Genomic DNA, 24,707 nt, shown 5'->3' on the forward strand with positions numbered 1-24,707 from the left:
CAGGCCGCTGGCAAGGGCCCTGTACTCCCAGACCGAAATTGGCAGCACCATACCTTTATTGAGACTGAGCCAAGGGGTCTGACCCCCTGGCTCCCCAATGCAGGAGATTTTATCTTTGGGTCGAATAGTATTATGTATGAGCCGGGGACTTACGTGGCTGAATGGCCTGTCCCTGCAGTTAAAGAATGGAGGTGCCGAATGCCTAGACAATCTAGGAAGAAGAGTGTGACCGGCATATATCATGTAATGTTAAGGGGGATCAATAAGCAGACAATTTTTGAAGAAGATGAAGATAGGAGGCGATTTATTTATACGGTATTGAGATATAAAAAGGAATATGAATTCGATCTTTTCGCTTACTGCCTTATGGATAACCACGTTCATCTGCTGCTGAAAGAAAAAGAAATAGCACTATCAGATATAATCAAAAACCTCAGCTCAAGCTATGTTTATTGGTATAACACCAAATACGATCGCTGCGGCCACCTGTTCCAGGGCAGGTTCCGAAGTGAAAATGTTGAAACCACACCATATTTCCTCAAAGTAGTCCGCTACATTCACCAAAACCCTCTGAAAGCTGGTCTGGCCAGGACAGCGTTCTCCAGTAAATGGACCAGTATCCATGAATATACTTCTCCATCAAGCCCATTAAACACCGCGGCTGTCCTTAAGCTATTCTCCAAAAACAAAGACGAATCCATAATCTTATTCAAAGAATACATGAATGCACTAAACCAGGATGAATGCCTGGAGGACATTCCATCTTCACGTAAAACGGATGAACAACTGATCAGCTATATGCGTGAAATCGGAATTCATCATACCAGTATGCTGCAGCAAATGAACAAACCACAGCGAAATACGATTTTAAAAAAGTTAAGAAAACTAGAAGGAGTCTCGGACAGACAATTATCAAGAGTTACGGGGGTATCGAGAAGCATCATTCAGAGATTGGATTGAAGCCGCAGACAGGTCCCGTGGCTCATTTGGGAAAAGTGGGCCAGGGGGTCTGACCCCATGGCACCTCCTGAAAAGTAGGCCAGGGGGTCTGACCCCGTGGTTCCTCCTGAAAAGGGGGCCAGACTCCGTGGCTTCCCCGAAAAGTGGGCCAAGGGACCTGACCCCCCGGCCCAAAACGAGCCAAGGGACCCGACCCCCTGGCCCGCCCAATTTCCCCTTTGATTTTTCCCAATCCTTGTCATATAATAAAAACTAAATAAGGATGATAATCATTATCAACTGTGTGATGCTGATAATAGAAACAGAGAATTAAGAGGATTAGCTATGAAACTATGGGTTTTGACTATTGCAGCTTTTGTTTTGTCTGGTGTGTCGCTTTTTATTGGGGCGATTGATATCAGGGTCAGTGATTTGCTTGATTGGGAGTCGGATGAGGCGCAGATTTTCCTGATCAGCCGGGTGCCGCGTTTGATGGCGATTATTCTGGCTGGGGCGGGGATGAGTATTGCCGGTCTGATTATGCAGTCTTTGAGCCGGAATAAGTTTGTGTCGCCGACGACGGCCGGTACGCTGGATGCAGCGAAGCTGGGGATTTTGATTTCGATGCTGTTTTTTACGAATGTGACGTATACGCAGCAGGTGCTTTTCAGCTTTGCGTTTGCTTTGGCGGGGACATTTGTTTTCATGCAGATTCTTGACCGGGTGAAGTTTAAGGATGTTATCTTTGTGCCGCTGATCGGGATTATGTATGGTAATATTTTATCCTCGATCACGACGTTTTTTGCTTATGAGGCAGACCTTCTCCAGAATATTTCTTCCTGGCTGATGGGGAGCTTCACGTTAGTGATTTCAGGCCGTTATGAGCTTTTATACATAAGTGTTCCAGCGGTGATTCTGGCGTATATTTACGCGAATAAGTTCACGGTGGCAGGCATGGGCGAGGATTTTGCGAAGAATCTGGGCTTGAGCTATAAGGTTGTGCTGAACCTGGGACTGATCCTGGTTGCTATCATTTCTACAACTGTCGTGCTGACAGTCGGTGTCATTCCGTTCCTGGGATTGATTGTGCCGAATATCGTTTCGCTTTATCTGGGCGATAATTTGCGCAAGTCCATCCCGCATACCGCTTTATTGGGGATTGTTTTCCTGCTCATTTGCGACATCATCGGGCGGATTGTGATCCATCCATACGAGATTCCGGTCAATGTAACAGTGGCAGTAATCGGCAGTGCGATCTTCTTAATTATGCTGTTTAGGGGGAGAGCATATGCGAAAAAATAGTACGAAGCTGATATTCCTTGCCGTGCTGGCCATTATTAGTATATTATTCTATGCTTTTTACGATATAAAAGGCGGCTTTGACTACGCCTTCCCAAGGCGGATGATGAAAATAGCCGCGATGGTGATAACCGGAACCGCGATTGCGTATTCGACCGTTGTGTTCCAGACGATCACCCATAACCGCATCCTGACGCCTTCGATGATGGGGCTTGGCTCCATGTATGAAGTGGTGCAGACCCTGATCTACTTTTTCGGCGGATCGATGTCTGTCTGGGTGCTGAATAAATATTTGAATTTCGGTACTGCGATTTTCGCGATGGTCCTGTTTGCGCTCCTGCTTTACCGCTTCTTATTCAGGGCTGATAAGTATCCTATTTATCTGCTATTGCTGATCGGGATGATCATCGGGACGCTGCTCGGCAGCCTTGTGACCTTCTTGCAGGTTATCATCGATCCGGTCGAATATTTGAGTCTTCAAAGCCGCTTGTTTGCGACTTTTACCAATGTGAAATCTGATTTATTAATGATTGCGGCCGGCATCCTGCTTGTGGCGTTCATTTACGGGTTCCGCATCATGGGCCAGCTGGATGTGATGTCGCTTGGACGCGACAATGCGATGAATCTTGGCATCAATTATGACCGCATGGTGATGAATATTCTGATCCTGTCGTCTGTGCTGATTGCCACTTCGACCGCATTGGTGGGGCCGATTACGTTCTTTGGGCTTATTGTAGCTAATCTGTCTTATCAATTTCTGGTAACCTATAAGCACTCTATTCTGATATTGGGAGCCAGCCTGATCAGTGTCATTGCCCTGGTCGGGGGGCAGTTCCTTGTGGAACATATTTTTGAACTGCGCACCACATTAAGTGTGATTATCAATTTTGTCGGCGGTATTTACTTCATTTACTTATTATTAAAAGAAAGCAGGTCAGCAGGATGATAGAAATCAAGGGTCTCACAAAGCATTTTGGCAAAAAGCCTGTTGTGGAGGATGTGTCGGTCACAATCGAGCCGGGGACGATTACGTCATTCATCGGGCCGAATGGTGCCGGGAAGTCGACGCTTCTTTCGATGGTAAGCCGTCTATTGGATTCAGATACAGGTGAAGTTCTGCTGGATAAAAACAATATTAAGAAATGGAAGTCAAATGGATTCGCCAAACGCGTATCCATTTTGAAGCAGTCCAATTATATCAATGTCCGTTTGACCGTGCGCGAGCTGGTTTCGTTTGGCCGTTATCCGTATTCAAAAGGCCGCTTGACAGCGGAGGATGAAAAACTTGTTGAGCAGGCGCTGGAATATATGAATCTGCTGGAAATGCAGGATCAGTTTCTGGATGAACTGTCAGGCGGGCAGAAGCAGCGTGCGTTCATTGCCATGGTCATTGCCCAGGATACGGATTATATTTTGCTTGATGAGCCGCTCAATAACCTTGATATGAAGCACTCTGTCCAGATTATGAAAATTTTGCGCAGGCTCGTTGATGAGCTTGGCAAAACGGTTGTCATTGTGCTGCATGATATTAACTTTGCGTCTGTGTATTCGGACCGCATTGTGGCTTTGAAAAATGGGAAGCTCGTGAAGAACGGGAAGACCCATGAGATTATTAATTCCGATGCGTTGCGCGAGATTTACGATATGGACATTCCTATTCAGGAGCAGAATGGATGCCGCATCTGTGTTTATTTTAATTCGCATGCTTGAAAAATTTATGGGCAGTCTCTGCAAAATAGTCTACTAGAAGGCTGTTTTGCGGCGATTGTCTTTTTTTTACAAAAAATCAAAATTATTTATAAATCCAGTTGACTTTGAGATTTACCGGCTCTATAATGAGAATTGTTATCAGTGATAATGATTATCATCATCAAATACCAAATACATAGCAAGGGGAGAAAGACAGATGAAAAAATGGAAAATCGCGAGTGCGCTACTAGCAGCTTCACTCATGCTTGCAGCATGTGGATCCGATGAGGAAGCTTCAGGGGAAAAAGAAGTAAAGCCTGCAGCTGAGCAGACTTCTGCGGCAGCAGAGGAGCAGAATGGTGCTTACCCGATGACGGTATCTCCGACAGTAGCTTCTGTCGAAGGGGAAGAGGGCGCTGAGCCGTACAGCTTTGAAGATATAACATTCGAAGAGATGCCGGAAAACATCGTTGTCTTTGATTACGGTTTCCTGGATACATTGGATGCACTCGGTGTTGAAGGAATTACAGGCGTGGCAAAAGACTCTTCATTGCCGGATCAGCTTGAAAAATATTCTTCTGATGAATATGCAAGTGTCGGCAGCTTAAAAGAGCCGCTCCTTGAAGATGTTGCCGAGCTTGACCCGGATGTCATTTTCATCTCAGGACGCCAATCACCATTCTATGAAGAGCTGAGTGAAATTGCACCTGTCGTATTTGTTGGAACTTCACAGGAAGACTATTGGGGCACATTCCAGTCATCAGTTGATCTTGCTGCTAAAATGTTCGGCAAAGAAGCTGAAGCAGAAGAATATATGGCTAAGATCGATACAGCTTTAGAGGAAGTCAAAACGCTGTCTGGAAACTATGAAACATCTTTAGTGACCATGTATAACGAAGGGAAATTGTCCGGATTTGCTACAAACTCCCGTTACGGCTACATCTATGATCAATATGGCTTCAAGCCGGTAACAGAAGATATCGAAGCTTCATCCCACGGCTCAAACTTTGGTTTCGAAGCACTATTGGAATTTGATCCGCAGGTAATATTCGTCATCGACCGTACAGCAGCAATAGGCGACAAATCTAATATCGATAAGGATATGGAAAACGACATCGTCAAGAAAACAGAAGCATACAAAAACAAGAAAATCGTATACCTCGATGGCCCGCTTTGGTACCTGAGCGGCGGCGGACTGCAGTCTGAACTTGCAAAGATTGAAGAGATTCTGGCTGAGTTGAAATAAAAGTGAGCCAAAGGGTCGGGTCCCTTGGCTCTTTCTGAGATTGTGCCAGGGTGTCGGGTCCGTTGGCTCTTTTTGAGACTGAGCCAGGGGGACAGGTCCCTTGGCTCTTTTTTGAAACTGGGCCAGGGGACCTGTCCCCTCGGCACATAAGGATGAGCCAAGGGGACAGGTACCGTGGCACATTTTGAGACTGGGCCGAGGGGTCTGTCCCTGTGGCTCTGCTAATACTTTTTGGAGGGATTATCATGTTTGTACAAATACGCAAATGGACATTGACAGAAGGAAATGCTGATAAGATTCTTGATCGTTTTCAAAAGAAGCCGGGTGAAGGGCCATCGCTGATTGAGCAGCGAGAAGGATTCATAGGCCGTGAGCTGATGGTGAAGAATGGACGCCGCGGAGAAGAAGAGGTAGTGATGATCATCCGCTGGGAATCTGAAGAGGCATGGAAGGCATGGGAGAAGAGTCCGGAGCATATTGCGGGGCATAGGAATAAGATTAAAGAGAATGGCGGGAAGCCGCCGAAGCCTGAGTATGTGATTGAGATGGAGGTTGGGAATTATACGGTGGTTGAGTGAGAGCCAAGGGGTCTGTCCCCTTGGCTCCTACAAGGCTTTCTTTGAATTCTTACTGCTATACATATGGTGGTCAGCAATCCTGATCAGTTCAAGTAGATCTTTGCTCTGGTTTGGATAAATGGCTGAACCAATAGAAAGTGTAATAGGCATTTCTAATTCTTTAGAGAGATCTTTCATTTTATCTTCAAGTTTTTGAAGAGCGGTTTGCATCTCTGTGTCTTCATCGAATTGTCCAATGACCAGGAATTCATCTCCACCCCAGCGGGCGACAGCATCACGTTTTGTTGTTGTTGCAACAAGTGCTTTGCTGATTTTAGTTAAGATCATATCACCTTTTTGATGCCCGTATGTGTCATTAATTAATTTGAAGTTATCACAATCAACAATTGCTACATATAGTTTGCTGTCTGTTTTTTTCGTTAGATTGGATAATCTCTTAAAAGTGCTTAAAATATATCTTCGATTGTATGTACCTGTCAGTTCATCTTTTTCAGAATAAAATCTCACTTTGTCATACTGTTTGCCAGCCCAATAGCCAAACCAGATTAATAAGGGATATGTATACAAATCGAGCGGCTCTACTTCTCTATCACGGAGATAGTAATAGAGGATATATACGGAGTGAAATAATAACATGCTCAAACTTCCAATGATCTTACCAGTATGCTTCATTATCGCTCACCTTTATAGTTAAAAAGTCATGTTTTTATCATAACATGTGCTCACATTTAAATGTTATTTTAATATAGATATTTTTACATTTAAAGAAAGTTTTTCCTTTTATGATAATTTTTTATGGTACAGTGATATTTATAGGTAAAGATTCAGAGAATGGTGGGGAGTGCTATGAGAAAAGCAATTCTGATGGTTGTATACGGATCTATTATAATTTTTTCAGTTATTGCCCAGATCTCAGACAAATTCACCCAGTGGCTAAGCCCGAATGCGGTTTCTCTTATTGATGAAAGAATGAGCTTTACCTTTGGTCCAATGTTAATAAATTTCATAGTTGTATTCTTATTATGGAAAATCAAGACCCGAAAGAATTTGCTTCGCTTTTTGCTGCTATGTAATGCAGTGTTTTTCTTCTATTATATATACTATCAGTTTGGGGATATGGGGCTTGGGAGGTTTAGGTGAGCCAGGGGGACAGGCCCCATGGCTCTTTTTGAAACTGGGCCAGGGGACCTGTCCCCTTGGCTCAAAACGAGGGCTCTGTCCAACATTGAGGTGCTAAATGATTAAGTTAACAAGAAAGATACCAGGATATATTCTATGTCTCGTCTTTGGAATACTGCTGGGGGCAATAGCCAAGTATTTGGATACCGTCTCAGTTGATGGGCGCTGGGGGAACTATATCCTAAGCTATTCAGGGGATATTTTTACGAGGCTCGGCATTTGGGTGTTGATCGGGACCATTTTGGCTGCTTATAGTAAAACTCTATTAAGAGCGGCTGTGAATACGTTCCTGTTCTTTATCGGCATGCTGATAAGTTATTATGTGTACTCAGCCTATTTATTCGGATTTTTTCCAACGAGCTATTTTCTTATGTGGGGCAGTATAGCCATCGCATCTCCTTTCTTGGCTATTATTGTTTGGAAAGCTAAGAATGATCCGCGTCTAGCTTTTGTCCTGCCGGCTCTCCCGATGGGACTTTTATTAAGCCTTTCCCTGGGAATAGGTCTATTTTATGTGTATGTATCTTATACAGAAGAGTTAATGATGTATATTGTTCTTTGCATCGTCTTTTATAGGACAGGTAAGCAAATGGCTATATCCGTTATTCTTTCATTCCTTGTGGCTATCATTTTTGGCCTTTATAGCCCAATTCAATTTTGAGCCAAGGGGTCTGTCCCCATGGCTCTTTTTGGAATGGGCCAGGGGGTCTGTCCCCATGGCTCTATCCCCCCAGCTTCTCCGGATTCATAGTAATAAAAATCTCCGCAATCTGCCCATCAAAGATTGAAAAGCTGATGGTGCTGTGGATGCGGCCGTTCATGTAGTTGACCATGGCAGGCTGGCCGTTGGCTGTGGTGAGGGTGAACTGGAAGTCATCGGATAAGTTGCTTGTGATGCCATGCAAAAAGGCCAATACCCGCTGGCGGGTGAGGATTGGACGAACTGCGGCTCTGACGATTCCGCCGCCGTCGGAATAGAGTGTGACATTTTCTGAGATGAGTTCCAGAAGATCTTCGGTACGCTCTGTTTGAAAAGCGAGGATGAAGCGCTGGATCAGCGATAGATTCTTTTTATAATCCAGGCTTTCTCCTTCTGCTTTAGCCATCTTCTGCTTAGAGCGGCTGAACAGCTTGCGGCAGTTTTCTTCTGTTTTTTCAATCATTCTGCTAATCTCCGCATACGAAAAACCGAATGCTTCCCGCAGCAGCAGGACTGCCCGCTCGTGAGGGGTGAGATGCTCCATCATCCGTAAATAGGCGATGCTTAAAAACTCCTTCTCCATGAGAATTTGCGAAGGGTCATTGTGCTGGTCCCCAGGCTGCAAGAGGGGCTCCGGGTTCCAAGGGCCGATATATTGTTCTCTTTTAACCTTGGCAGATCGTAAAAAATCAATGCAGCGGTTGGTCATCATTCTGCATAAATAAGCCTTCTTGTTCTCAACCAGCTGTTCAGGCAGCTGGTAGGCCCGGAGGAAGGTTTCCTGGATCAGATCTTCTGTTTCTGACACGGAGCCGGTCATGCGGTAGCCGAGAGAAAATAATAATGGCTTATACAGCACATAATCTTCATTGCTAATTTGCATGCTTTACCCTCATTTCTTTATCAATCACTTCCAGAGCGGCCTGTTTTCCGCTTTCTGCCGCAGCCTCTGACAGTATGAAAGATGGTGAGGCCCAATCTCCGGCAGCGTAGAGCCCGGGGAGAATGGCGCAGCCGCGGGAAAATAGCGATGCGTCTTCGGCCTTTGGCAGGCGGGCATTCACCGTTATCTGCGGAAGGCATCTCTTAGTAATGATATATTTCTGCCAGCCAGGTTGTAATACCTCTAAAAAACTCTCCAGCTTCTTTTTTTCTTCCGTGACATCAATGGACTCATCAGGATGATGGTATTTCAATACATGGAGAATGGTGCTTTCTCCTGTCTGTGACAGCCGGGCATAGTTAGAGTGAACAGAATAATAGTAGGGTGCATCGATTCCCATGGCAAATAAGTTTTCCGGATGGGGAAGCCTGGTTAATGCAACATCCAATGTTGCGGCTTTGATGGGTTCAAATTGATTGAAAGGAAGCTTGCCGGATTCGCTGAGCAGACCATTCAGTGCTTGAGGTGGGCCTGTATAAATAATGTTATCGCAAAGTATATGTTCCTGATTGGACACTTCTATTAGCCACTGGCCGCTGTCCAATGCGGTCAGCTGCTTCACATTTGCACTGGTCTGGATCTGTACATTATTAGTGACTGCCAGGTTATACAGCTGGTCGATGATGGATTGCCATCCATTATCCACATAGATTACACCGCCCATGCCAATTTGCAGTTGAGTCAGCATGACACTCGCACTGATTTGTTCGGGGGCATGGGAATAGCTCACAAGCCGTCCTAGTGTAAAAAGAAGTTTCTGGATGTTAGGTGTCTGTGTAGTTTCATCCACGAACTGCTGGAAGGTTTGATTTTTGTATTGGCCTGGGTGCAGTTTCTGGACTTTGCGCAGAATGCCTATCCATTCTATTTTTTCTTTCCAACTTAGAAGTTTTGATTGAAGTACCCCATTTGGTGAAAAAGGTGCTGTAAAAGATTCGTGGCCATCCATTAACAAGCCGCCTAATTTAGGCGCACGGCCATTGATCTCCACACCCAATTCTTTGAGGATGGGCACTGCCTTGCCCTTTTTATACAGGGCATGCGGTCCAATGTTAAAATACTGCCCGCTGATGATATCCGTTTTTGCACGTCCCCCGGCAGATGTCGCTTTTTCAAGCAGCAGAGTCCTCATCCCTGCTTTTCCAAGAACAGCTGCGGAAACAAGACCTGCTAAACCGCCGCCTATAATGACAGCATTCCAATGATTCTGAGTCATAAATATCCCTCCAGTTTTAAATTCATTCTCAAGACGATTGAAGAGGGGATTTTGTGACCGGAGCCAAGGGGACAGGTCCCTTGGCTTATTTTGAAACTGGGCCAGGGGGTCTGTCCCCGTGGCTCTGATTGGGCCAGGGGGTCTGTCCCCCTGGACTGCCCGAAACCGAGCCAGGGAACCCGCCCCCCTGGCTCTCCCCCGAAACCGAGCCAGGGAACCCGGCCCCCTGGCTCTCCCCCGAAACTGGGCCACGGTACCTGACCCCCCGGCCCAAAAAAATGTTTTTTTCATGAAACAATTTCCTTTTTCATGCGTGTATACTGCAGAGGGGGGTGGCGAATGGCGAAGTTGTCTTTGGATGGTTTGTATGAGGAGTATGCGAGGGATGTGCTGCGCTATTTGCTGTCTCTTTCTGCGGACCTGGCTACTGCGGAGGATATGATGCAGGAGACGTTTTACCGCGCGTATTTGCATATTGAGGATTTGCATGATGAGAAGGTCAGGCCGTGGCTTTTCCGGGTTGCTCAGAATGCGTATATAGACCATATTCGTAAAAGGAAGAAAGAAAGCATTCAGTCAGATGAGTTTTTCTCTGGAATAAGAGACACTGGCGCATCTGTGGAGCATCGCGTTTTTCAGCAGGAAAAGCTGGGTGAGGTGATCGAACGGATGCAGAAGCTGCCGGAGCCGCAGAAGCAGGCATTGCTTCTTGTGACGGTGCATGATTTTACATACAGGGAAGCGTCCGAAATCTTAGGTGTATCAGAATCAAATACTAGATTGCTGGTGTTCCGGGCGAGGAAGAAGCTGCGAGATTTTGAGAGGGGTGAAGTAGATGAGTGAGGATTTTAAGAAAAAGCTTGAGGATTATAGCAATGGGCTGCTTTCTAAGGAAGAAAATGAAGAAGTGGAAAAAGAATTGGATAAAATGGAGTTATATCAATCCTATTTAGATTCATTGATGGAATCGGAAGAGGAACCGGAAAAGGGATCTTCACTTGAGAAGAAGCTGGTCAAGAAAGGAAAGTGGAAGGCCCGCCTGCAGAATGCGTGGACGGCTTTATCACTGCTGCTGCTGTTTCTGATTGCCGGCTGGATTACTTCGGCCATTTTTTATTCATGGGGAAGTCCCAGCCGTCAGGACACTTATTCGGATGTCATCAAAGCGGCTGTCGAAACGACACAGCCAAATATAACAATCGGGAGCACCTCGATGAATAGCGGTGTTTTTACCATGAATTATGAGGGCGAGCTTCGGAAGATGATAGGAAGGGAAAAAGAAACCGTGGAACAGTTCGAGACGAAATTCCTGTTCGGCTTTTTCAATGTCGATCTGCCGGATGGCCTCTCAGACCGCCCGATTTTCTTTTATCCCGAAAATGTTGTGAATTATAAGATCCAGGATGGTTTTGACCAGCTGGAAAAATTGCCGGAAGGAACGGTCTCGGAGTTGTATATCACTTTCACAGACTATATGAGCACAGACGATTTTTTAAAAAAGATGGAAGATAAAGAGATGATGCCTGTCTGGATGGCGGCAGACACAGGCCGGGAAAACGAGCGTGAGAGCAATCCGATAGGACCCTCTGAACCCTTTGGCTTCCCATATATGGGCTATCATTTCAGATCTGACTTTAAGACAGTATTAAAAGAAGAAAAAAAATTAGGAGGATATTCTAAAGAGACCAGCGAAACAGAAAGCATAGAGTCATATGGAGACGGTGAAAAAAGGGAAGCGGAATTTCTGAAAGCACTCCACTTGATTGAAGAATACCGGGGAAGAACCGAACATCTCCACTGGCAAACAAAAGAAGAACTGAAGGCCAAGGTCGATTATATCGAAGAAAATGGCGTGCGGCTTTATGGGGCTGTTGTTACCGGTCCATCAAAGGAACTCTTGAAGCTAAAAGAGGAAGATTGGGTGGGGAGCGCGAAGATAGGGGAGAAGAGGCTGTGGAATTGGTAGTTGAGCGGGGCAGGGAGCCTGTCCCCTCGTCTCTGAAGAAGCTCATTATATTGTTTCCATTTCTTTATCTGCTTCATGATATAGAAGAGATTGTAACGGTTGAAAAATTTCTCAGCAGCCACTCGGATATCATTCCATTTCATGTGACAGCTCTGGAATTCTCGCTGGCTTTTACGCTGTTATGGGTCGTGGCTTCGATTGGCTGTTTTAAAGCGGCAGCCGGTAGATCCTTTTTAGGGATGAAGCCAGTTGTTTTTGTATCCTTTTTAATACCGGGAATTCTGCTGGCAAATGGAATTGGCCACCTTTTTCAATTCATTTTTTTCAAAGGCTATGTGCCAGGAATTGTGACCAGTCTATTGATCATCTTTCCATATTCTTTTTTTACAGCAAAGCAACTGATTGCTGAAAGGCTGCTGACAGTAAAGAGGTTCCTGGGGTATCTCATCCTGGGGTTTATTCTGCAGGCGCCGGCGGCATTGGCTGCGCATTTTATATCGAAATTGATTTTGGGTCTTTTTTGAGCCAGGGGGACAGACCCCTTGGCCCGTTTTGAGACTGGGCCAGGGGGTCTGTCCCCCTGGCTCCTAACTAGGAGGCGAAATAGGTGAAAAAGATCATTCTCACGACTGAAAGCGGCGCTGATTTGCCGGCTGATTTAGCTGAAAGGTATAACGTTCAGGTGGTTCCGATGCACATCGTAATGGATGGGAAAGATTATTTGGATGGCCATCTGCCGGTTGAAGATATTTATGATTATTATGCACGAACGAAAAAGATTCCCTCCACGACGTCAACGAACTCTTATGAATACGAGGAGTTTTTTGCAAAGATAAGAGAGGATTATCCGGATTGCATCATTATTCACATTGGATATACAAGCAAAGCTTCTTCTTCTTTTCAGAATGCGGTGATCGCAGCGGAAGAGTTTGAAGATCTTTTTCTGATTGATGCCCTGAACGTGACAGGCGGACTGGCGGCCGTTGTCATTTATGCAGCACAACAGCTGGAACAAGATCCTGGCATCGAACCTGCAGCCCTGGTTGAAAAAATTGAAAGCATCGTGCCTAAATCCAGGCTTGCTTTCATACCGGGCAGCCTGGATTTTTTAAGAGCGGGCGGGCGCGTTAGCAATATGGCGTACCTTGGCGGGACACTATTAAAAATAAAGCCATGTATAGAATTAGTTGAGGGAAAGCTCGTCTCAACGAAAAAATACCGCGGGAAGATGAGCACTGTGGCTGAAAAAATGATGCAGGATTATTTAAATGATTACAAGATCGACAGAGACCAGCTTTACTTCATTTACTCAATCGGCCTTGATGAAAATATCAAGAAACGGATGGACGAAATCGCGGCAGATGCTGGATTCAAAAACGTAATGTGGATCCAAGCAGGCGGCATGATCTCCACCCACTCTGGCGCCGGCGGTTTCGGAGTGGCGGGATTAGAGGTGTGAGCCAAGGGGACAGGTCCCTTGGCTCTTTTTTAGATTGAGCCAGGGGGTCTGTCCCAGTGGCTCTCTTGAGTTTGAGCCAGGGGGTCTGTCCCCGTGGCTCACTAACAGGTATAATTAGGAAATAGAGGGGGGGAGCATGTTGATCATCCCAGCAAGAGTTAATACTAGTTTACCTGCAGAGATAAGGAAAGATGATTTGATGTCGGTTGCGGATTGGTTCGAGAAGCATCGGCGGTCTTTTTATGTGCTTGGCTGGTCATACGTCAGGGATCAGCAGCAGCTGGAGGAGCTTTTTTACCAGATCATATTAAAGGTGCAGAAGGATTTTCCGAAAGTTAAAAGAAAAACATCATTTGATATATGGGCAACAAGGGTTTTTATATATAATTGCCGTGAGCTTGATGCAAGCGGGAGTTTAGAAACTTCAGAGGGAAGTGATGCGCATCGGGAGCTGTTCAACGCGCTTGATCAGTTGAAAGGGCAAGAGAGGGAAGCGCTTGTTTTTACCTATTTAAGGGGACTGTCTGCTGAGGAAACAGCCAGCCTTCTTCAGCTTTCCGTTATAGAGGTGAAGGAGCTTCTGGTTTCCGGAATTCATTCACTCCGTAATGTATTGCTGCAGGGAGAGCATTTTGGCGGCTGTTTGGGGTACCAAAAGTTTTACTTTGATTATCTTGAACGGAACATGGAGAGACCGCTTAAGATTGATTTAGAAAAGCATATTTATCACTGCACAGACTGCCAGGAGGATTTGGCCTCTTTTCAGGAAGTGACATTACAGCTTGCGGAAACCCTTGAGGAATTCCAAGTGCCAGCCGGATTTATAGAGGGCATCAGCGAGCGTATTGCTGAAACAGAAAAACGCAGGCAGCGAAAGGCCGGCAAACGGAATAGAATTGCTTTTATTGCTGCGAGCGTCTTTGTCCTGGTCATGTGTACCGGATTTTTCACAGGGGCTTTTGCGGATGTTTATTATAAATGGAAAGAGGAAGACCCGGAGCTGCGGGCTTTTCTCAGGGCGGATTTGGGTGAAAGGCTGAATCTCGAAGCGGAGAGCAATGGGGTTAAAATCAAGATTAAGAGTGTAGTTGCTGATAAGTATCAGACCCTTATTTTTTACGAAATAGAAGATACGAAGAAAAACAATAAATATATGATCAACTATGAGGACGGGGTTTCTGTGCAGGACGATTGGGAAATCTTTAAAGGTCAATTCTATCCTCAGTACCAGCCTCCGAACCTGGATTCCGATTTTAATAAGAAAGAACAGAATATCTACCATGGAAAATTGAGCCTGCCGCCGCTAAAGGAGGATAGCGGGACAATCAAACTTAACATAACACAAATGATGAAATTACCTGGGGACTCCTCTGTACAAGGTATCTTCAACCCATACGGGAACCAGGATTATAAAAAAGGGGAGTGGGACTTTGAAATACATGCAGACAAAAAGCCCTCCACCGAGTATAAAATGGATGAGGAAGTTAAAGTGGAAGGGGTCACCGTTCGGCTGAAGAAGCTGACGCTGTCACCAACCGCAACAATTCTGGAATATGGAATAAATAATAGATTGCCGAAAAAGCGGTTAGATAATATCAATTTTAAGCAGCTGGAAATAAATGGCGAGGAATTAAAAGCTGATTTATATGGCAGCCTGGCCAGCTCAGCTTATAATAACCAGGCACAGTTTGAACCTTTTTTTGAAAAACATGCTAATAAGGTTAAACTTTATGTGGATCAGGTGTATTTATCATTTCAGGACAACAAAGTTGTTGAGCTGGATGCCCAAAAAGACTTTCCCCAAACATTTGAATATGCAGGCAGCACCATCTCCATTGAAAAGCTTGAACTTGGAGAGTCAACCACAATTATCATAAGTAATCATGAAAAGGAACGATCATATAACACCCTTGACTATGGTGTTCTCACCGAGGAAGGTCAAATGCATTCGATAGAAACAGGATCTGAAGGTGTCCTTATTGATAAAAATGGGAAAGAATATGATGCCAATACACTAACAACCAAAGAATTTGAAAAACTGGAGAACCCTCGTTATATCACTACTGAAGAAAGCATAAAGATCCATGAAAAAAATGTGATACCCAAAGCACTTGAGTTTTACGGATATAGGGCATCGAAGTATTTGGATGAAGTTTTTGAGGTTTCGCTGAATTGACGATTGTTGAGCCAAGGGGAAGGTCCCTTGGCTCTTTTTGAAAAAGAGCCAGGGGACCTGTCCCTGTGGCTCATAGAGGGGGGAACAAGTTGATCATCCCAGAGAAAGTGAATGCTGATTTACCTGCAAATATTATTCAAAATGATTTAGAGTCGATTGTTCATTGGTTCGAGAAGCATCAGCGGTCTCTTTATGTGCTTGGCTGGTCATACTTCAGGAATCAGCAGCAGCTGGAAGAGCTTTTTTACCAGTCCATTCTGAAAGTACAAAAGGATTCTCCTAAAGTAAAAAGCAAATTGTCATTCGAGGCATGTGTGACAGCAATTTTTATACATAATTGCAGGGAGCTTGCGGCCGCAAAGAGCTCCGAGATTTCACAAGAAGGCGGCCAGCATGATGAGCTATTCCAGACTCTTGGCCAGTTGAACGGGCAGGAGAGAGAAGCTCTGATTTTTACGTATATTAAAGGGCTATCGATAGATGAAACAGCCGGTCTGCTTCAAATTTCACAAGAACAAATGAATGATCGGCTGGCTGCCGGAATCCGGTCTTTAAGAGAAAAGCAGATTCGCGGGGAACAATTCAATGGCTGCCCGGAGTATCAGAGGTTTTACTTGGATTACCTCGAAAGAAATCTCGAAAGGCCAGAGAAGATTGAGTTTGAAAAGCATGTGTACCACTGCCAGAAGTGCCAGACGGATTTGGCTTCTTTTCAGGAAGTGATATTGCAGTTTACGGAAACTCTTGAGGAATATCAGGTGCCGGCCGGGTTTATGGAGAGGGTTAAAGAGCGAATTGCGGAAACGGAAAAAGCCAGGCAGCAAAAGATTGGTAAGCGCAATAGAATTGCTTTTATTGCTGCGAGCGTTTTTGTTTTAGTTATGTGTACCGGATTTTTTACAGGGGCTTTTGCCGACGTTTATTATAAGTGGACAGAGGAAGACCCGGAGCTGCGGGCTTTTCTCAAGGCAGACCTGGGTGAAAGGCTGAACCTTGAAGCGGAAAGTAATGGGGTTAAAATCAAGATTAAGAGTGTGATTGCTGATGAGTTTCAGACGCAGCTTTTTTATGAGATAGAAGATACAAAGGAAAACAAACAATATGTTATAAATTATGGGGACGGTGTTTCTGTGGAGGATGAACAGGAGATTTTAAGTAATGAAATCTATCCCCAATACCAGCCCCCTGACCCGGATTCGGAATTAAATAAGAAAAAACAAAATGTCTTCCATGGAAAAATCGGTCTGCCGCCGCTAAAAGGTGACAGCAAGACGCTCAACCTTGAAATATCAAAATTGGCGAGAATAGTGGGTGATTCCTCTGGACCAGCTGTCAACAGCTATACAGACTCCGGTGATTATGAAAAAAGGGGAGACTGGAATATAAAAGTACCTGTAACCAAACTGCCTTCAACAGAGTATCCAATGGAAGAGATCATTAATATTGAAGGAATCCCTGTTCAGCTGGAAAAACTGATCATTGCGCCAACATCAACCGTTCTGCAATATGCCATCAATAACGAACAGGAAGAGAAAAGGATAGACATGATTGATTTTGTCCATCTGAAAATGAACGGCAAAAAGCTGAAGGCAAATCCATATGGCGGCGGTTATGCAGCTGGTTCATGGAATAGTTACCAGTCATACTTTAACCCTATATTTGAAACTGAAACAAATGAAGTGGAAATCCACTTTAATATGGCTTATCTATCCATACAGGATAATAAAACCATTGAATTGGATCCTTCAGAAACATATCCCCAAATCTTTGAATATGCAGGCAGCATAATAAAGATTGAAGAGATGGACATCGGAAGGCCTACTACAGTGGCCATCAGCAATTATGAAATCAAGAATCGGGCGTATGAGTCGCTATACTTCAACATCATGACAGAAGAAGGCGACAATCAATCAATGACTATGAGCTCTGAAGGAATCTTTGTTGATAAAAATGGAAAAGAGTACGATATGAAAGAAATAACGAATGCCATCTACCTGGGACTCGAGAATCCCCGTCATTATATTACTTACGAAAAAGTAGAAATACCAGGTGACAATATAATCCCTAAAAGCCTAGAAATCTACGGATACAGCACAACGAAAAATCTGGATAATGTTATAAAGGTTAAGCTGGATAAATGAGCCAAGGGGACAGGTCCCTTGGCTCTTTTTGAGACTGAGCCAGGGGGTCTGTCCCTTTGGCTCTCAACAAGCAGGGAGGAGTATGCTAAATGATTAGAAATGCTGTTGGAGCTATAGTATTTCATGGGGAAGAATTCCTTTTGGTACATAAGGTTAAAAGAAGTTCTTTAAGGGATTCTGATGGGCATTTGCAAGGGGAGTGGGACTTTCCTAAAGGCGGTGTAGAAGAAAGTGATGAAAGTTTGCGGGCTGCAATCTTAAGAGAGCTGGCAGAGGAAACAGGATCTGCTGAATATCGGATTATAAGGCAGCTGAAGGAGAAGGTTTGTTTTGATTTTGATAAGGAGTTTGCTGAGAAAACAGGCTGGAGCCAGCAGGAAACGGTGATGTTTGTTGTTGAGTATGTGGGGGATAGGTCTGATTTGAAGGCAGAGGACAGCGAGATTAATGGAGTTGAATTTGTTGGGAGGGATGAGGTCCTGGAGCGGTTGGCGCATGGGGAGAGTAAGGCGTTTTTCTGGAGTTGGAGCCAAGGGGACAGACCCCCTGGCTCTTTTTAAAACCGGGCCAAGGGACCTGACCCCCTGGCTCAAAACCGGGCCAAGGAACCCGACCCCCTGGCTCAAACCAGAACAAGGAACCCGACCCCCCGGCCCAAACCGAGCCAAGGAACCTGACCCCCCGGCCCAAAACGAAACCCGTCCCCCTCACCTCACCGCACCCCCAACAACCCCCGATTAATCACCCCATTAATAATCTCCGCCATCTCCCTCGGAGAATGATCCATTCCATTATTGAGCCATTTCTTTATCGCGTGGATGCTGCCGCTTATGATAAAGGTGCTGAGGTATTCGGAAAGGTTTTCATCGTACGCAGTGTCGGCGAGCCAGCTGGTCATGAAGACCTGGTGGGCGAAGTTGATGACTTTTGTTTCGAAGGTTGTGTTTGTTTTTTCGTTGAGGAGGGTGGTGCATACTTCGTGCTTTGAGGCGAAGTATTCGAGCAGCTTTTCGATCATTTGGAGGGCCTGGTCTTCTTTTTCGAAGTTGTATTGGCTCATATAGCCCTGCATGTCCTGGAAGATTTCGTCTTCGATGGTGTCCAGGAGGTCATATTGATCGGTGTAGTGGGAATAAAATGTGGAGCGGTTGATGTCGGCGAGACTGCAGATTTCTTTGACGGTGATGTAGGAGATCTGCTTGTCCTTCAATAGCTTCATGAGGCTGTCTTTTAATACCATTTGTGTATATTTTTTGCGCCGGTCCATTTTTGAAGAGGTCATAACCAGATTCCTTTCTTTTTGCGTTTTCCAACACTTTTGATTATTGTGTCGGGAATACCACGGAAGTTAGAGAACTGTTCGTTGAATGGACAACACCGTGTTTATATAATGATAAAGTGTATAGAAAAAAAGGGCAAGAGAGGGTGAACACGCATCAATATTGCTGCACGAATACTTAAACATAAAAAAGCCGTTGCCATAACGTTTGCGGTTTTGACTGTGCTTTGCGCCCTGGCGCAGTTCACTGTGTCGGTGAACTATGATATGAAGGAATATCTGCCGGAGGATGCCCAGTCGACTAAAGCCATGACTGTGATGGAGCGGGAATTTGAAGGAAATGTCCCGACAAACCGGGTGATGATGCGGGACATGACCATACAGGAAGCTCTTGCTTTCAAAGAAAAGCTGGCCGCGATTGATGGTGTATCTGATGTCATGTGGCTGGATGATGTGATTGATATCAAGGCTCCGCTTGAGATGGCGGACCCGAATACGGTAGACGACTATTACAAAGATGAGTATGCTTTGTTTTCTTTCAGCATCCGTGAAGGAGAAGAAGTCCAGATTACCGATCGCATTTATGATCTCATCGGCGAAGACAATGCAATGGCCGGGGAATCCCTGAATACGGCCACACAGCAGAAAATGGCCGGGACGGAATCGATGTATGCGGCCGCCTTTTTGGTGCCGATCATCATCATCATTTTAGTGGTTTCCACGACCTCGTGGGTGGAGCCGCTGCTGTTCCTGACCGCTATCGGTGTGTCGGTGCTGATCAATATGGGGACGAATATTTTTCTCGGGGAGGTTTCCTTTGTCACCCAGTCGGTCGCCCCGATCCTGCAGCTTGCAGTCTCGCTGGATTATGCGATTTTCCTCCTGCACAGCTTTAACGATTACCGGAAAAAGGTGGGCGATCCGCGGGAGGCGATGGAGCTGGCGATGAAGAAATCATTCTCGGCAATCGCAGCCAGTGCGTCCACGACCTTCTTTGGTTTCATCGCCTTATCATTTATGGAGTTTGAAATCGGGTCGGATCTTGGCATCAACCTGGTAAAAGGAATTTTACTGAGCTTCATCAGTGTCATGGTATTCCTGCCGGCATTGACGCTGCTCTTTTATAAATGGATCGACAAGACGCAGCATAAGCCATTGCTGCCATACATCCGCGGCAAGGGAAATTTTGTGCTGAAGTTCCGGGTGCCGGTCCTTTTGCTTGTCGCCATCCTGATTGTCCCGGCCTTTCTTGCTCAGAGCAAGACCAATTTCACTTATGGAGTTGGCGAATTGCCGGAGTCGACAAGGGCGGGGAGCGATTTTGCGAAAATTAAAGAAGAGTTCGGGGAAAGCACGCCGATGGTCCTGCTTGTGCCGAAAGGGGATACGGCCAAGGAAGAAGAGCTGGTCGGCGATCTGGAAAAGCTTAACCATGTGACGAGTGTCATGGCATATGTCAACACCGTCAGTGCCGCAATCCCTTCAGAGTATCTCGACCCCAGCATCACCGAGCAATTCTACTCGGAAAATTACAGCCGGATCATCCTGCAGACAGATACGAAAACAGAAGGAGACGAGGCGTTCCAGCTGATCGAACGGGTCCAGGGTACTGCTGAAAAACTGTACGGGGATAAGGTGTATTCAGTCGGGGAAAGCGTGACATTGTATGATATCAAAAACACGGTCAAAAAAGACAACACACTGGTCAATCTATTGACCCTCCTGACGGTTGCGTTCGTCCTATTCGTAACCTTCAGGTCGATTTCGATTCCGCTGATCCTGCTGCTGACCATTCAGACAGCCGTCTGGATCAATCTGTCTGTCCCTTATTTTACAGATTCTTCATTAGTATACGTCGGCTATCTGCTCGTCAGCATTATCCAGCTGGCAGCGACTGTCGATTACGCCATCCTGCTGACAGATGCTTATAAAGAGGATCGGCAGGAAATGTCTGCCCTCGAAGCAGTCAAGAAGACGATGGATGAAAAAATATTCTCTATCGGCATTTCGGCCTCTATTTTATCAAGTGTCGGCTTTATCTTATGGATTACATCCTCGAATCCTATTGTTGCCTCAATTGGGCTGCTGCTTGGAAGGGGAGCGCTGCTGGCCTTGATTATGGTTGTGTTCTTCCTGCCGGCGTGCCTGCTGATCTTCGATAAACTGATCATGAAAACAACATGGAAAGCAAACTTTTATAAGGAGAAGTGATGATGAGGAGAATGAGAAAATTCTTGGCTGTTTTTGCCAGCATCCTGCTCATGATGCCCGCCCTGCTGGTTTCAGCTGATACAGCAGGCAGCAAGTCAGGGGAAGAGGTTTCCCAGGAAACAGGGGAGCTCTCTTCAAAGGACGAAGTGGTGTATGCAAAGCTCAGCCCTGCCGGTGAAAATCAGGAAGTTTATGTGGTTAACATTTTAAATATTGAAGAACCTGGGGAAGTGACTGATTACGGCCCCTATACGAACCTGAAAAATCTGACAGACATGTCGCCGATTGAGAAGTCAGACGCAGCGGTGAATGTGACGGCTGAGGAAGAAGGAAAGTTTTATTATCAGGGTGATTTGAATGAGTCAGCCCTGCCATGGAATGTTTCCATTTCGTATACATTGGATGGGCAGGAAACCGCACCGGAAGAACTGGCTGGAAAAAGCGGCCATGTGGAGATTGGGATACAAACCTCCAGAAATGAAAGTGCAGAAGCTTCCTTTTTCGAAAATTATCTGCTGCAGATCTCTTTCCCGCTGAATGGGGAGAAATTCAGCAATATCGAGGCTCCTGACGGGATGCTTGCCAATGCCGGGAAAAACAAGCAGGCCACATTCACTGTGATGCCGGAAAAAGAGGGCGAACTGACCCTTGAAGCAGATGTAGTTGATTTCGAGCTCGAAGGCATTGATATCACAGCGATTCCGTCTTCACTCCCGATTGATGCACCTGACATCGATGATATGACAGGTGAAATGGATACACTGACAAAGGCAATCAAAGAAGTCAATGACGGAGTGGGGCAGCTGCAGAACGGCGCTTCGGAATTGCATAATGGTGCCAGTAAGCTGAGCAATGGCTCCAGGGAGTACCGTAATGGCATAGCGGCGCTCAATGGCTCTTCATCCAAGCTGGTCAGCGGCTCCAAGAGCATCGAGCAGGCTTTGCAAAAGTTGAATAGCAGTCTGAGCGCTGGCTCTGGAGATATGGGCCTTGGTGATTTGAAAAAGATGCAGGATGGACTGTCCCAATCGGCTGCCGGCCTGCGGGAAGTGTCCAAGAATCTGGCAGAATTGCAGCAGGCCTTCAGCGCCTCTTACAATAGCTTGAATGAAGCAATGGAAAACATCCCGAATCATGAGATTTCCCAGGCGCAGATCGAGCAGCTGAAACAAAGCGGCGCCGATCCGAATGTGGTCGCGCAATTGCTTGAGACCTATGCAGCTGCCAAAAATACCAAAGGAGTCTTTGCTGCTGGGCAAGGCAGCTTTGCCGCTGTCAGCGGGACCTTAGAGCAAGTGAGCGCTTCTCTTACAGAGATGGCCAAGAATCTTGACGCTATGTCTGCCGGACTCTCTCAGGCTTTAGCCAATTCAGATGCTGCTGATGCAATGGCACAGCTGCAGAAAGGCGTTAATGCTCTTGCCGCCAATTACGAATCCTTTCATTCGGGATTGGTGGACTACACCGGCGGAGTGAGCAGGCTGGCCGGGTCTTATCAAGGACTGCATAACGGCATTGCAGGCATTGCTGACGGAACAGGGGAACTTTCTGACGGAGCAGCCGAACTCCACGGAGGGACTGCTGAATTATACGAAGCTACCAGGGATCTGCCTGAACAAATGAAGGAAGAAGTTGAAGGGATGCTCGAAGAATATGACAAAAGCGACTTCAAACCCGTTTCCTTCGTATCGCCTAAGAACGAGAAAGTGAATTCAGTTCAGTTTGTGCTAAAAACAGAGAGCATCAAACAGGAAGAAACGAAAGAGGTTGAAAAGCCTAAAGAAGAGCCGCAAGGGTTTTGGGCTCGTTTGAAGGCGCTGTTTTCATAAGTAATAGTCAGGTGCTGGCCTTTGGGGGCTGGCGCCTTTTTTTAAGCCAAGGGGAAGCCAAGGGGACAGACCCCGTGGCTCTTTCTGGGCGAAGCCAAGGGGACAGACCCCGTGGCTCATTCTGGGCCACGGGACCTGACCCCATGGCTACTGGGCCACGGGACCTGACTCCATGGCTACCCCATGGCTCATTCTGGGTCACGGGACCTGACCCCATGGCTCTTTCTGAGCCACGGGACCTGACCCCATGGCTTAAACAGGTCAAATGAAACAGATAATTTGATGTTTTCCTATAAAAGTAGCTAAAATAGGTTTTAAACAATCAATTATTAGGTATATAGAAATAGGAAAAAAGATACATAAAGAATTTTATAAGGTTAGGGGCTAGAACAACAATGGATAACAACAAGTCGGGAACTTTCAAAGAAATTGTAAATGTTCAGCGCAGTATAAAAGTAAAAATGATTTTTGCGGTGATTGTCTCCCTGCTGATCAGCACGCCTATTTCCGGAATTATCAACAGCCAATTGGAGGGTATTTTTGACGGAAGCTTCGGCGTCATTGTCAGCACCTGTGTGACGCTGCTGGTGTCGACATTAATCATTTCATTATGTACGACATTTCTGGTTACCAATCGCTTGAAAAAGGTGCTGGAAGCAACAAAATCCGGGGCCGAAGGAGATCTGAGCATCCAGATTGAAGATAGATCCAGAGATGAGATCGGGCAGCTGGCTTCTTCGTTCAATGTGATGATCGATAGTCTGAGGCAGGTGGTTGCGAAAACAAATGATACCGCCTCCAAGGTCTCAGCTTATTCGGAAGAGTTCCAGGTCAGCACGGAACAAAGCAGCGCTTCTGTTGAGCAGATTTCTGCCACCTTTCAAAACATTGTGTCCGGTTCCGAATATCAGGTGAATAAAACACAGGAGCTTCAGGACTCTGCAGGATTGATAAATGCTGAAATGAAAAGTATGGGCTCGTCCGTTCAAGCAGTCTCTAAAATGATTGCCGAGACAAATGCCAAGGCAGATATGGGGATGAAGCTGATTGGCAATACAGTCTCAAAAATGGACCTCATTCAAGAGTCTGTTAAAGAATCATCCAGCATTGTAAACCTGCTGGGAAACAAATCTAAAGAAATCAGCCAAATGGTGACGCTGATCAAAGGAATCTCAGATCAAACCAATTTGCTGGCGCTGAACGCTTCCATTGAGGCAGCGAGGGCAGGAGATGCAGGAAAAGGGTTTGCCGTTGTGGCTGAGGAAGTAAGAAAGCTTGCCGAAGAATCCGGACAAGCGGCCGAAAGCATCAAAAAGCTGGTCGATAATATTTTAGATCAGACAGCAGATGCCGTTGAATCCATCAATAAAGGCACAGAGATTGTAGACAATGGCAGGAATATGGTTCATGAAACTGGCGAAGCATTTAAAGACATTGCAGGCTATGTACATGAAATTGGCAAGCAGTCAACAGACTCACTGAAAGCGCTGGAGAAAGTAGGGAAAACATCAGCACATACCGGGGAAATCATTATGGAAATAGCCGGCATTGCCAGGCAGGCCTCAACAGGTGTTCAGCATGTGGCCTCCTCCCTGGAAGAACAGTCTGCTTCCAATGAAGAAATCACATCTGCTGCAGGAAGATTGAATAAGATGGCCGGTGAATTGAGTGTGGAGCTGAGTAAGTTTACAGTTTAACCGGTTTACTAATATAAGAGAAAGAGGTGCCTGCCAGGCGGTAAAATGCCGGGCAGGCATTTTACTTGTTTTATTTGCTGCTAGGCTCAAATTCCACAGTGATTACAAAAAATAAACATACAAAAACAAACTCAATGCAGAACACATAAACCCGGTTAAT

Annotated in this window: 22 protein-coding genes; 18 read left to right on the forward strand and 4 right to left on the reverse strand. The window is 45.7% G+C overall.

All coding sequences use genetic code 11. The annotated features are described in order from the left end of the window. The 6 genes from LCM00_RS18425 to LCM00_RS18450 all read left to right on the forward strand — a co-directional run. A partial coding sequence (locus LCM00_RS18425; RefSeq protein WP_318247629.1) for a transposase occupies positions 1-960 on the forward strand: 960 nt, incomplete at its 5' end. A 324-nt stretch (positions 961-1,284) separates the two neighbouring features. Next, positions 1,285-2,241, forward strand: coding sequence for an ABC transporter permease (locus LCM00_RS18430; protein WP_224904818.1), 957 nt, complete (start codon positions 1,285-1,287; stop codon positions 2,239-2,241). Continuing rightward, entirely contained in the window at positions 2,228-3,184 is a 957-nt protein-coding gene (locus tag LCM00_RS18435; protein ID WP_224904820.1) for an iron chelate uptake ABC transporter family permease subunit, read from the forward strand. The genes LCM00_RS18430 and LCM00_RS18435 overlap by 14 nt, the downstream gene beginning before the upstream one ends. Next, a complete protein-coding gene (locus LCM00_RS18440; protein ID WP_101551400.1) occupies positions 3,181-3,948 on the forward strand; it encodes an iron ABC transporter ATP-binding protein in 768 nt (255 codons plus the stop codon). The genes LCM00_RS18435 and LCM00_RS18440 overlap by 4 nt, the downstream gene beginning before the upstream one ends. A gap of 196 nt (positions 3,949-4,144) precedes the next feature. Further along, positions 4,145-5,173, forward strand: coding sequence for a siderophore ABC transporter substrate-binding protein (locus tag LCM00_RS18445; RefSeq protein ID WP_224904822.1), 1,029 nt, complete (start codon positions 4,145-4,147; stop codon positions 5,171-5,173). A gap of 245 nt (positions 5,174-5,418) precedes the next feature. Next, positions 5,419-5,751 (forward strand): antibiotic biosynthesis monooxygenase family protein, encoded by a 333-nt coding sequence (locus tag LCM00_RS18450; protein WP_224904824.1) that lies wholly within the window; start codon positions 5,419-5,421, stop codon positions 5,749-5,751. Positions 5,752-5,778: 27 nt separating this feature from the next. Here the strand turns inward: LCM00_RS18450 and LCM00_RS18455 are convergent, their stop codons facing one another. After that, positions 5,779-6,423 carry a GGDEF domain-containing protein gene (locus LCM00_RS18455; RefSeq protein ID WP_224904826.1) on the reverse strand — a complete coding sequence of 215 codons (645 nt, stop codon included), beginning with the start codon at positions 6,421-6,423 and terminating at the stop codon, positions 5,779-5,781. A gap of 174 nt (positions 6,424-6,597) precedes the next feature. On the opposite strand from LCM00_RS18455, the gene LCM00_RS18460 reads away from it, so the two are divergent. Both LCM00_RS18460 and LCM00_RS18465 read left to right on the forward strand, forming a co-directional pair. Continuing rightward, positions 6,598-6,891, forward strand: a complete 294-nt coding sequence (locus LCM00_RS18460) for a hypothetical protein (protein ID WP_224904828.1) — start codon at positions 6,598-6,600, stop codon at positions 6,889-6,891. 97 nt (positions 6,892-6,988) lie between these two features. Then, entirely contained in the window at positions 6,989-7,591 is a 603-nt protein-coding gene (locus tag LCM00_RS18465; protein WP_224904830.1) for a hypothetical protein, read from the forward strand. 61 nt (positions 7,592-7,652) lie between these two features. Here the strand turns inward: LCM00_RS18465 and LCM00_RS18470 are convergent, their stop codons facing one another. Next, the gene (locus LCM00_RS18470; RefSeq protein WP_224904832.1) at positions 7,653-8,513 is read right to left on the reverse strand and encodes an RNA polymerase sigma-70 factor; all 861 of its coding nucleotides are present in this window, start codon (positions 8,511-8,513) and stop codon (positions 7,653-7,655) included. Further along, on the reverse strand, positions 8,503-9,789 hold the full coding sequence (locus LCM00_RS18475; RefSeq protein WP_224904834.1) for a phytoene desaturase family protein: 1,287 nt from the start codon (positions 9,787-9,789) through the stop codon (positions 8,503-8,505). The genes LCM00_RS18470 and LCM00_RS18475 overlap by 11 nt, the downstream gene beginning before the upstream one ends. Before the next feature lie 339 nt (positions 9,790-10,128). On the opposite strand from LCM00_RS18475, the gene LCM00_RS18480 reads away from it, so the two are divergent. The 7 genes from LCM00_RS18480 (at position 10,129) to LCM00_RS18510 (ending at position 18,091) form a co-directional block, all read left to right on the forward strand. Beyond that, entirely contained in the window at positions 10,129-10,632 is a 504-nt protein-coding gene (locus tag LCM00_RS18480; RefSeq protein ID WP_224904835.1) for a sigma-70 family RNA polymerase sigma factor, read from the forward strand. Continuing rightward, positions 10,625-11,755 (forward strand): anti-sigma factor, encoded by a 1,131-nt coding sequence (locus LCM00_RS18485; protein ID WP_224904837.1) that lies wholly within the window; start codon positions 10,625-10,627, stop codon positions 11,753-11,755. Before LCM00_RS18480 ends, LCM00_RS18485 begins: the two co-directional genes overlap by 8 nt. Beyond that, positions 11,743-12,279, forward strand: coding sequence for an HXXEE domain-containing protein (locus LCM00_RS18490; RefSeq protein WP_224904839.1), 537 nt, complete (start codon positions 11,743-11,745; stop codon positions 12,277-12,279). The genes LCM00_RS18485 and LCM00_RS18490 overlap by 13 nt, the downstream gene beginning before the upstream one ends. An 83-nt stretch (positions 12,280-12,362) precedes the next feature. Continuing rightward, positions 12,363-13,214, forward strand: coding sequence for a DegV family protein (locus LCM00_RS18495; RefSeq protein ID WP_224904841.1), 852 nt, complete (start codon positions 12,363-12,365; stop codon positions 13,212-13,214). Positions 13,215-13,350: 136 nt separating this feature from the next. Further along, on the forward strand, positions 13,351-15,390 hold the full coding sequence (locus LCM00_RS18500; protein WP_224904843.1) for a DUF4179 domain-containing protein: 2,040 nt from the start codon (positions 13,351-13,353) through the stop codon (positions 15,388-15,390). 89 nt (positions 15,391-15,479) lie between these two features. After that, a complete protein-coding gene (locus tag LCM00_RS18505; protein ID WP_224904844.1) occupies positions 15,480-17,531 on the forward strand; it encodes a DUF5643 domain-containing protein in 2,052 nt (683 codons plus the stop codon). Positions 17,532-17,620: 89 nt separating this feature from the next. After that, entirely contained in the window at positions 17,621-18,091 is a 471-nt protein-coding gene (locus tag LCM00_RS18510) for an NUDIX hydrolase (RefSeq protein WP_224904846.1), read from the forward strand. Between the two features lie 152 nt (positions 18,092-18,243). Here LCM00_RS18510 and LCM00_RS18515 read toward each other — a convergent pair whose 3' ends face one another. Next, a complete protein-coding gene (locus tag LCM00_RS18515) occupies positions 18,244-18,798 on the reverse strand; it encodes a TetR/AcrR family transcriptional regulator (protein ID WP_224904849.1) in 555 nt (184 codons plus the stop codon). A gap of 279 nt (positions 18,799-19,077) precedes the next feature. On the opposite strand from LCM00_RS18515, the gene LCM00_RS18520 reads away from it, so the two are divergent. The 3 genes from LCM00_RS18520 to LCM00_RS18530 all read left to right on the forward strand — a co-directional run bounded on the left by LCM00_RS18520 (position 19,078) and on the right by LCM00_RS18530 (position 24,547). Next, on the forward strand, positions 19,078-21,021 hold the full coding sequence (locus LCM00_RS18520; protein ID WP_224905004.1) for an efflux RND transporter permease subunit: 1,944 nt from the start codon (positions 19,078-19,080) through the stop codon (positions 21,019-21,021). 11 nt (positions 21,022-21,032) lie between these two features. Next, a complete protein-coding gene (locus LCM00_RS18525; protein ID WP_224904850.1) occupies positions 21,033-22,850 on the forward strand; it encodes a YhgE/Pip domain-containing protein in 1,818 nt (605 codons plus the stop codon). Between the two features lie 461 nt (positions 22,851-23,311). Beyond that, on the forward strand, positions 23,312-24,547 hold the full coding sequence (locus LCM00_RS18530; protein WP_455768453.1) for a methyl-accepting chemotaxis protein: 1,236 nt from the start codon (positions 23,312-23,314) through the stop codon (positions 24,545-24,547). Positions 24,548-24,707 lie beyond the last annotated feature (160 nt).

It is taken from the genome of Bacillus infantis (assembly GCF_020171945.1).
Classification (GTDB): Bacteria; Bacillota; Bacilli; order Bacillales; family Cytobacillaceae; genus Bacillus_AB; species Bacillus_AB infantis_A.

Bases quoted from the DNA above. Each gene is read 5' to 3' on its own strand.
- LCM00_RS18430 (WP_224904818.1), top strand. From the start codon at position 1,285: ATGAAACTATGGGTTTTGACTATTGCAGCTTTTGTTTTGTCTGGTGTG.
- LCM00_RS18435 (WP_224904820.1), top strand. From the start codon at position 2,228: ATGCGAAAAAATAGTACGAAGCTGATATTCCTTGCCGTGCTGGCCATT.
- LCM00_RS18440 (WP_101551400.1), top strand. From the start codon at position 3,181: ATGATAGAAATCAAGGGTCTCACAAAGCATTTTGGCAAAAAGCCTGTT.
- LCM00_RS18445 (WP_224904822.1), top strand. From the start codon at position 4,145: ATGAAAAAATGGAAAATCGCGAGTGCGCTACTAGCAGCTTCACTCATG.
- LCM00_RS18450 (WP_224904824.1), top strand. From the start codon at position 5,419: ATGTTTGTACAAATACGCAAATGGACATTGACAGAAGGAAATGCTGAT.
- LCM00_RS18455 (WP_224904826.1), bottom strand. From the start codon at position 6,423: ATGAAGCATACTGGTAAGATCATTGGAAGTTTGAGCATGTTATTATTT.
- LCM00_RS18460 (WP_224904828.1), top strand. From the start codon at position 6,598: ATGAGAAAAGCAATTCTGATGGTTGTATACGGATCTATTATAATTTTT.
- LCM00_RS18465 (WP_224904830.1), top strand. From the start codon at position 6,989: ATGATTAAGTTAACAAGAAAGATACCAGGATATATTCTATGTCTCGTC.
- LCM00_RS18470 (WP_224904832.1), bottom strand. From the start codon at position 8,513: ATGCAAATTAGCAATGAAGATTATGTGCTGTATAAGCCATTATTATTT.
- LCM00_RS18475 (WP_224904834.1), bottom strand. From the start codon at position 9,789: ATGACTCAGAATCATTGGAATGCTGTCATTATAGGCGGCGGTTTAGCA.
- LCM00_RS18480 (WP_224904835.1), top strand. From the start codon at position 10,129: ATGGCGAAGTTGTCTTTGGATGGTTTGTATGAGGAGTATGCGAGGGAT.
- LCM00_RS18485 (WP_224904837.1), top strand. From the start codon at position 10,625: ATGAGTGAGGATTTTAAGAAAAAGCTTGAGGATTATAGCAATGGGCTG.
- LCM00_RS18500 (WP_224904843.1), top strand. From the start codon at position 13,351: ATGTTGATCATCCCAGCAAGAGTTAATACTAGTTTACCTGCAGAGATA.
- LCM00_RS18510 (WP_224904846.1), top strand. From the start codon at position 17,621: ATGATTAGAAATGCTGTTGGAGCTATAGTATTTCATGGGGAAGAATTC.
- LCM00_RS18515 (WP_224904849.1), bottom strand. From the start codon at position 18,798: ATGGACCGGCGCAAAAAATATACACAAATGGTATTAAAAGACAGCCTC.
- LCM00_RS18520 (WP_224905004.1), top strand. From the start codon at position 19,078: ATGAAGGAATATCTGCCGGAGGATGCCCAGTCGACTAAAGCCATGACT.
- LCM00_RS18525 (WP_224904850.1), top strand. From the start codon at position 21,033: ATGAGAAAATTCTTGGCTGTTTTTGCCAGCATCCTGCTCATGATGCCC.
- LCM00_RS18530 (WP_455768453.1), top strand. From the start codon at position 23,312: ATGATTTTTGCGGTGATTGTCTCCCTGCTGATCAGCACGCCTATTTCC.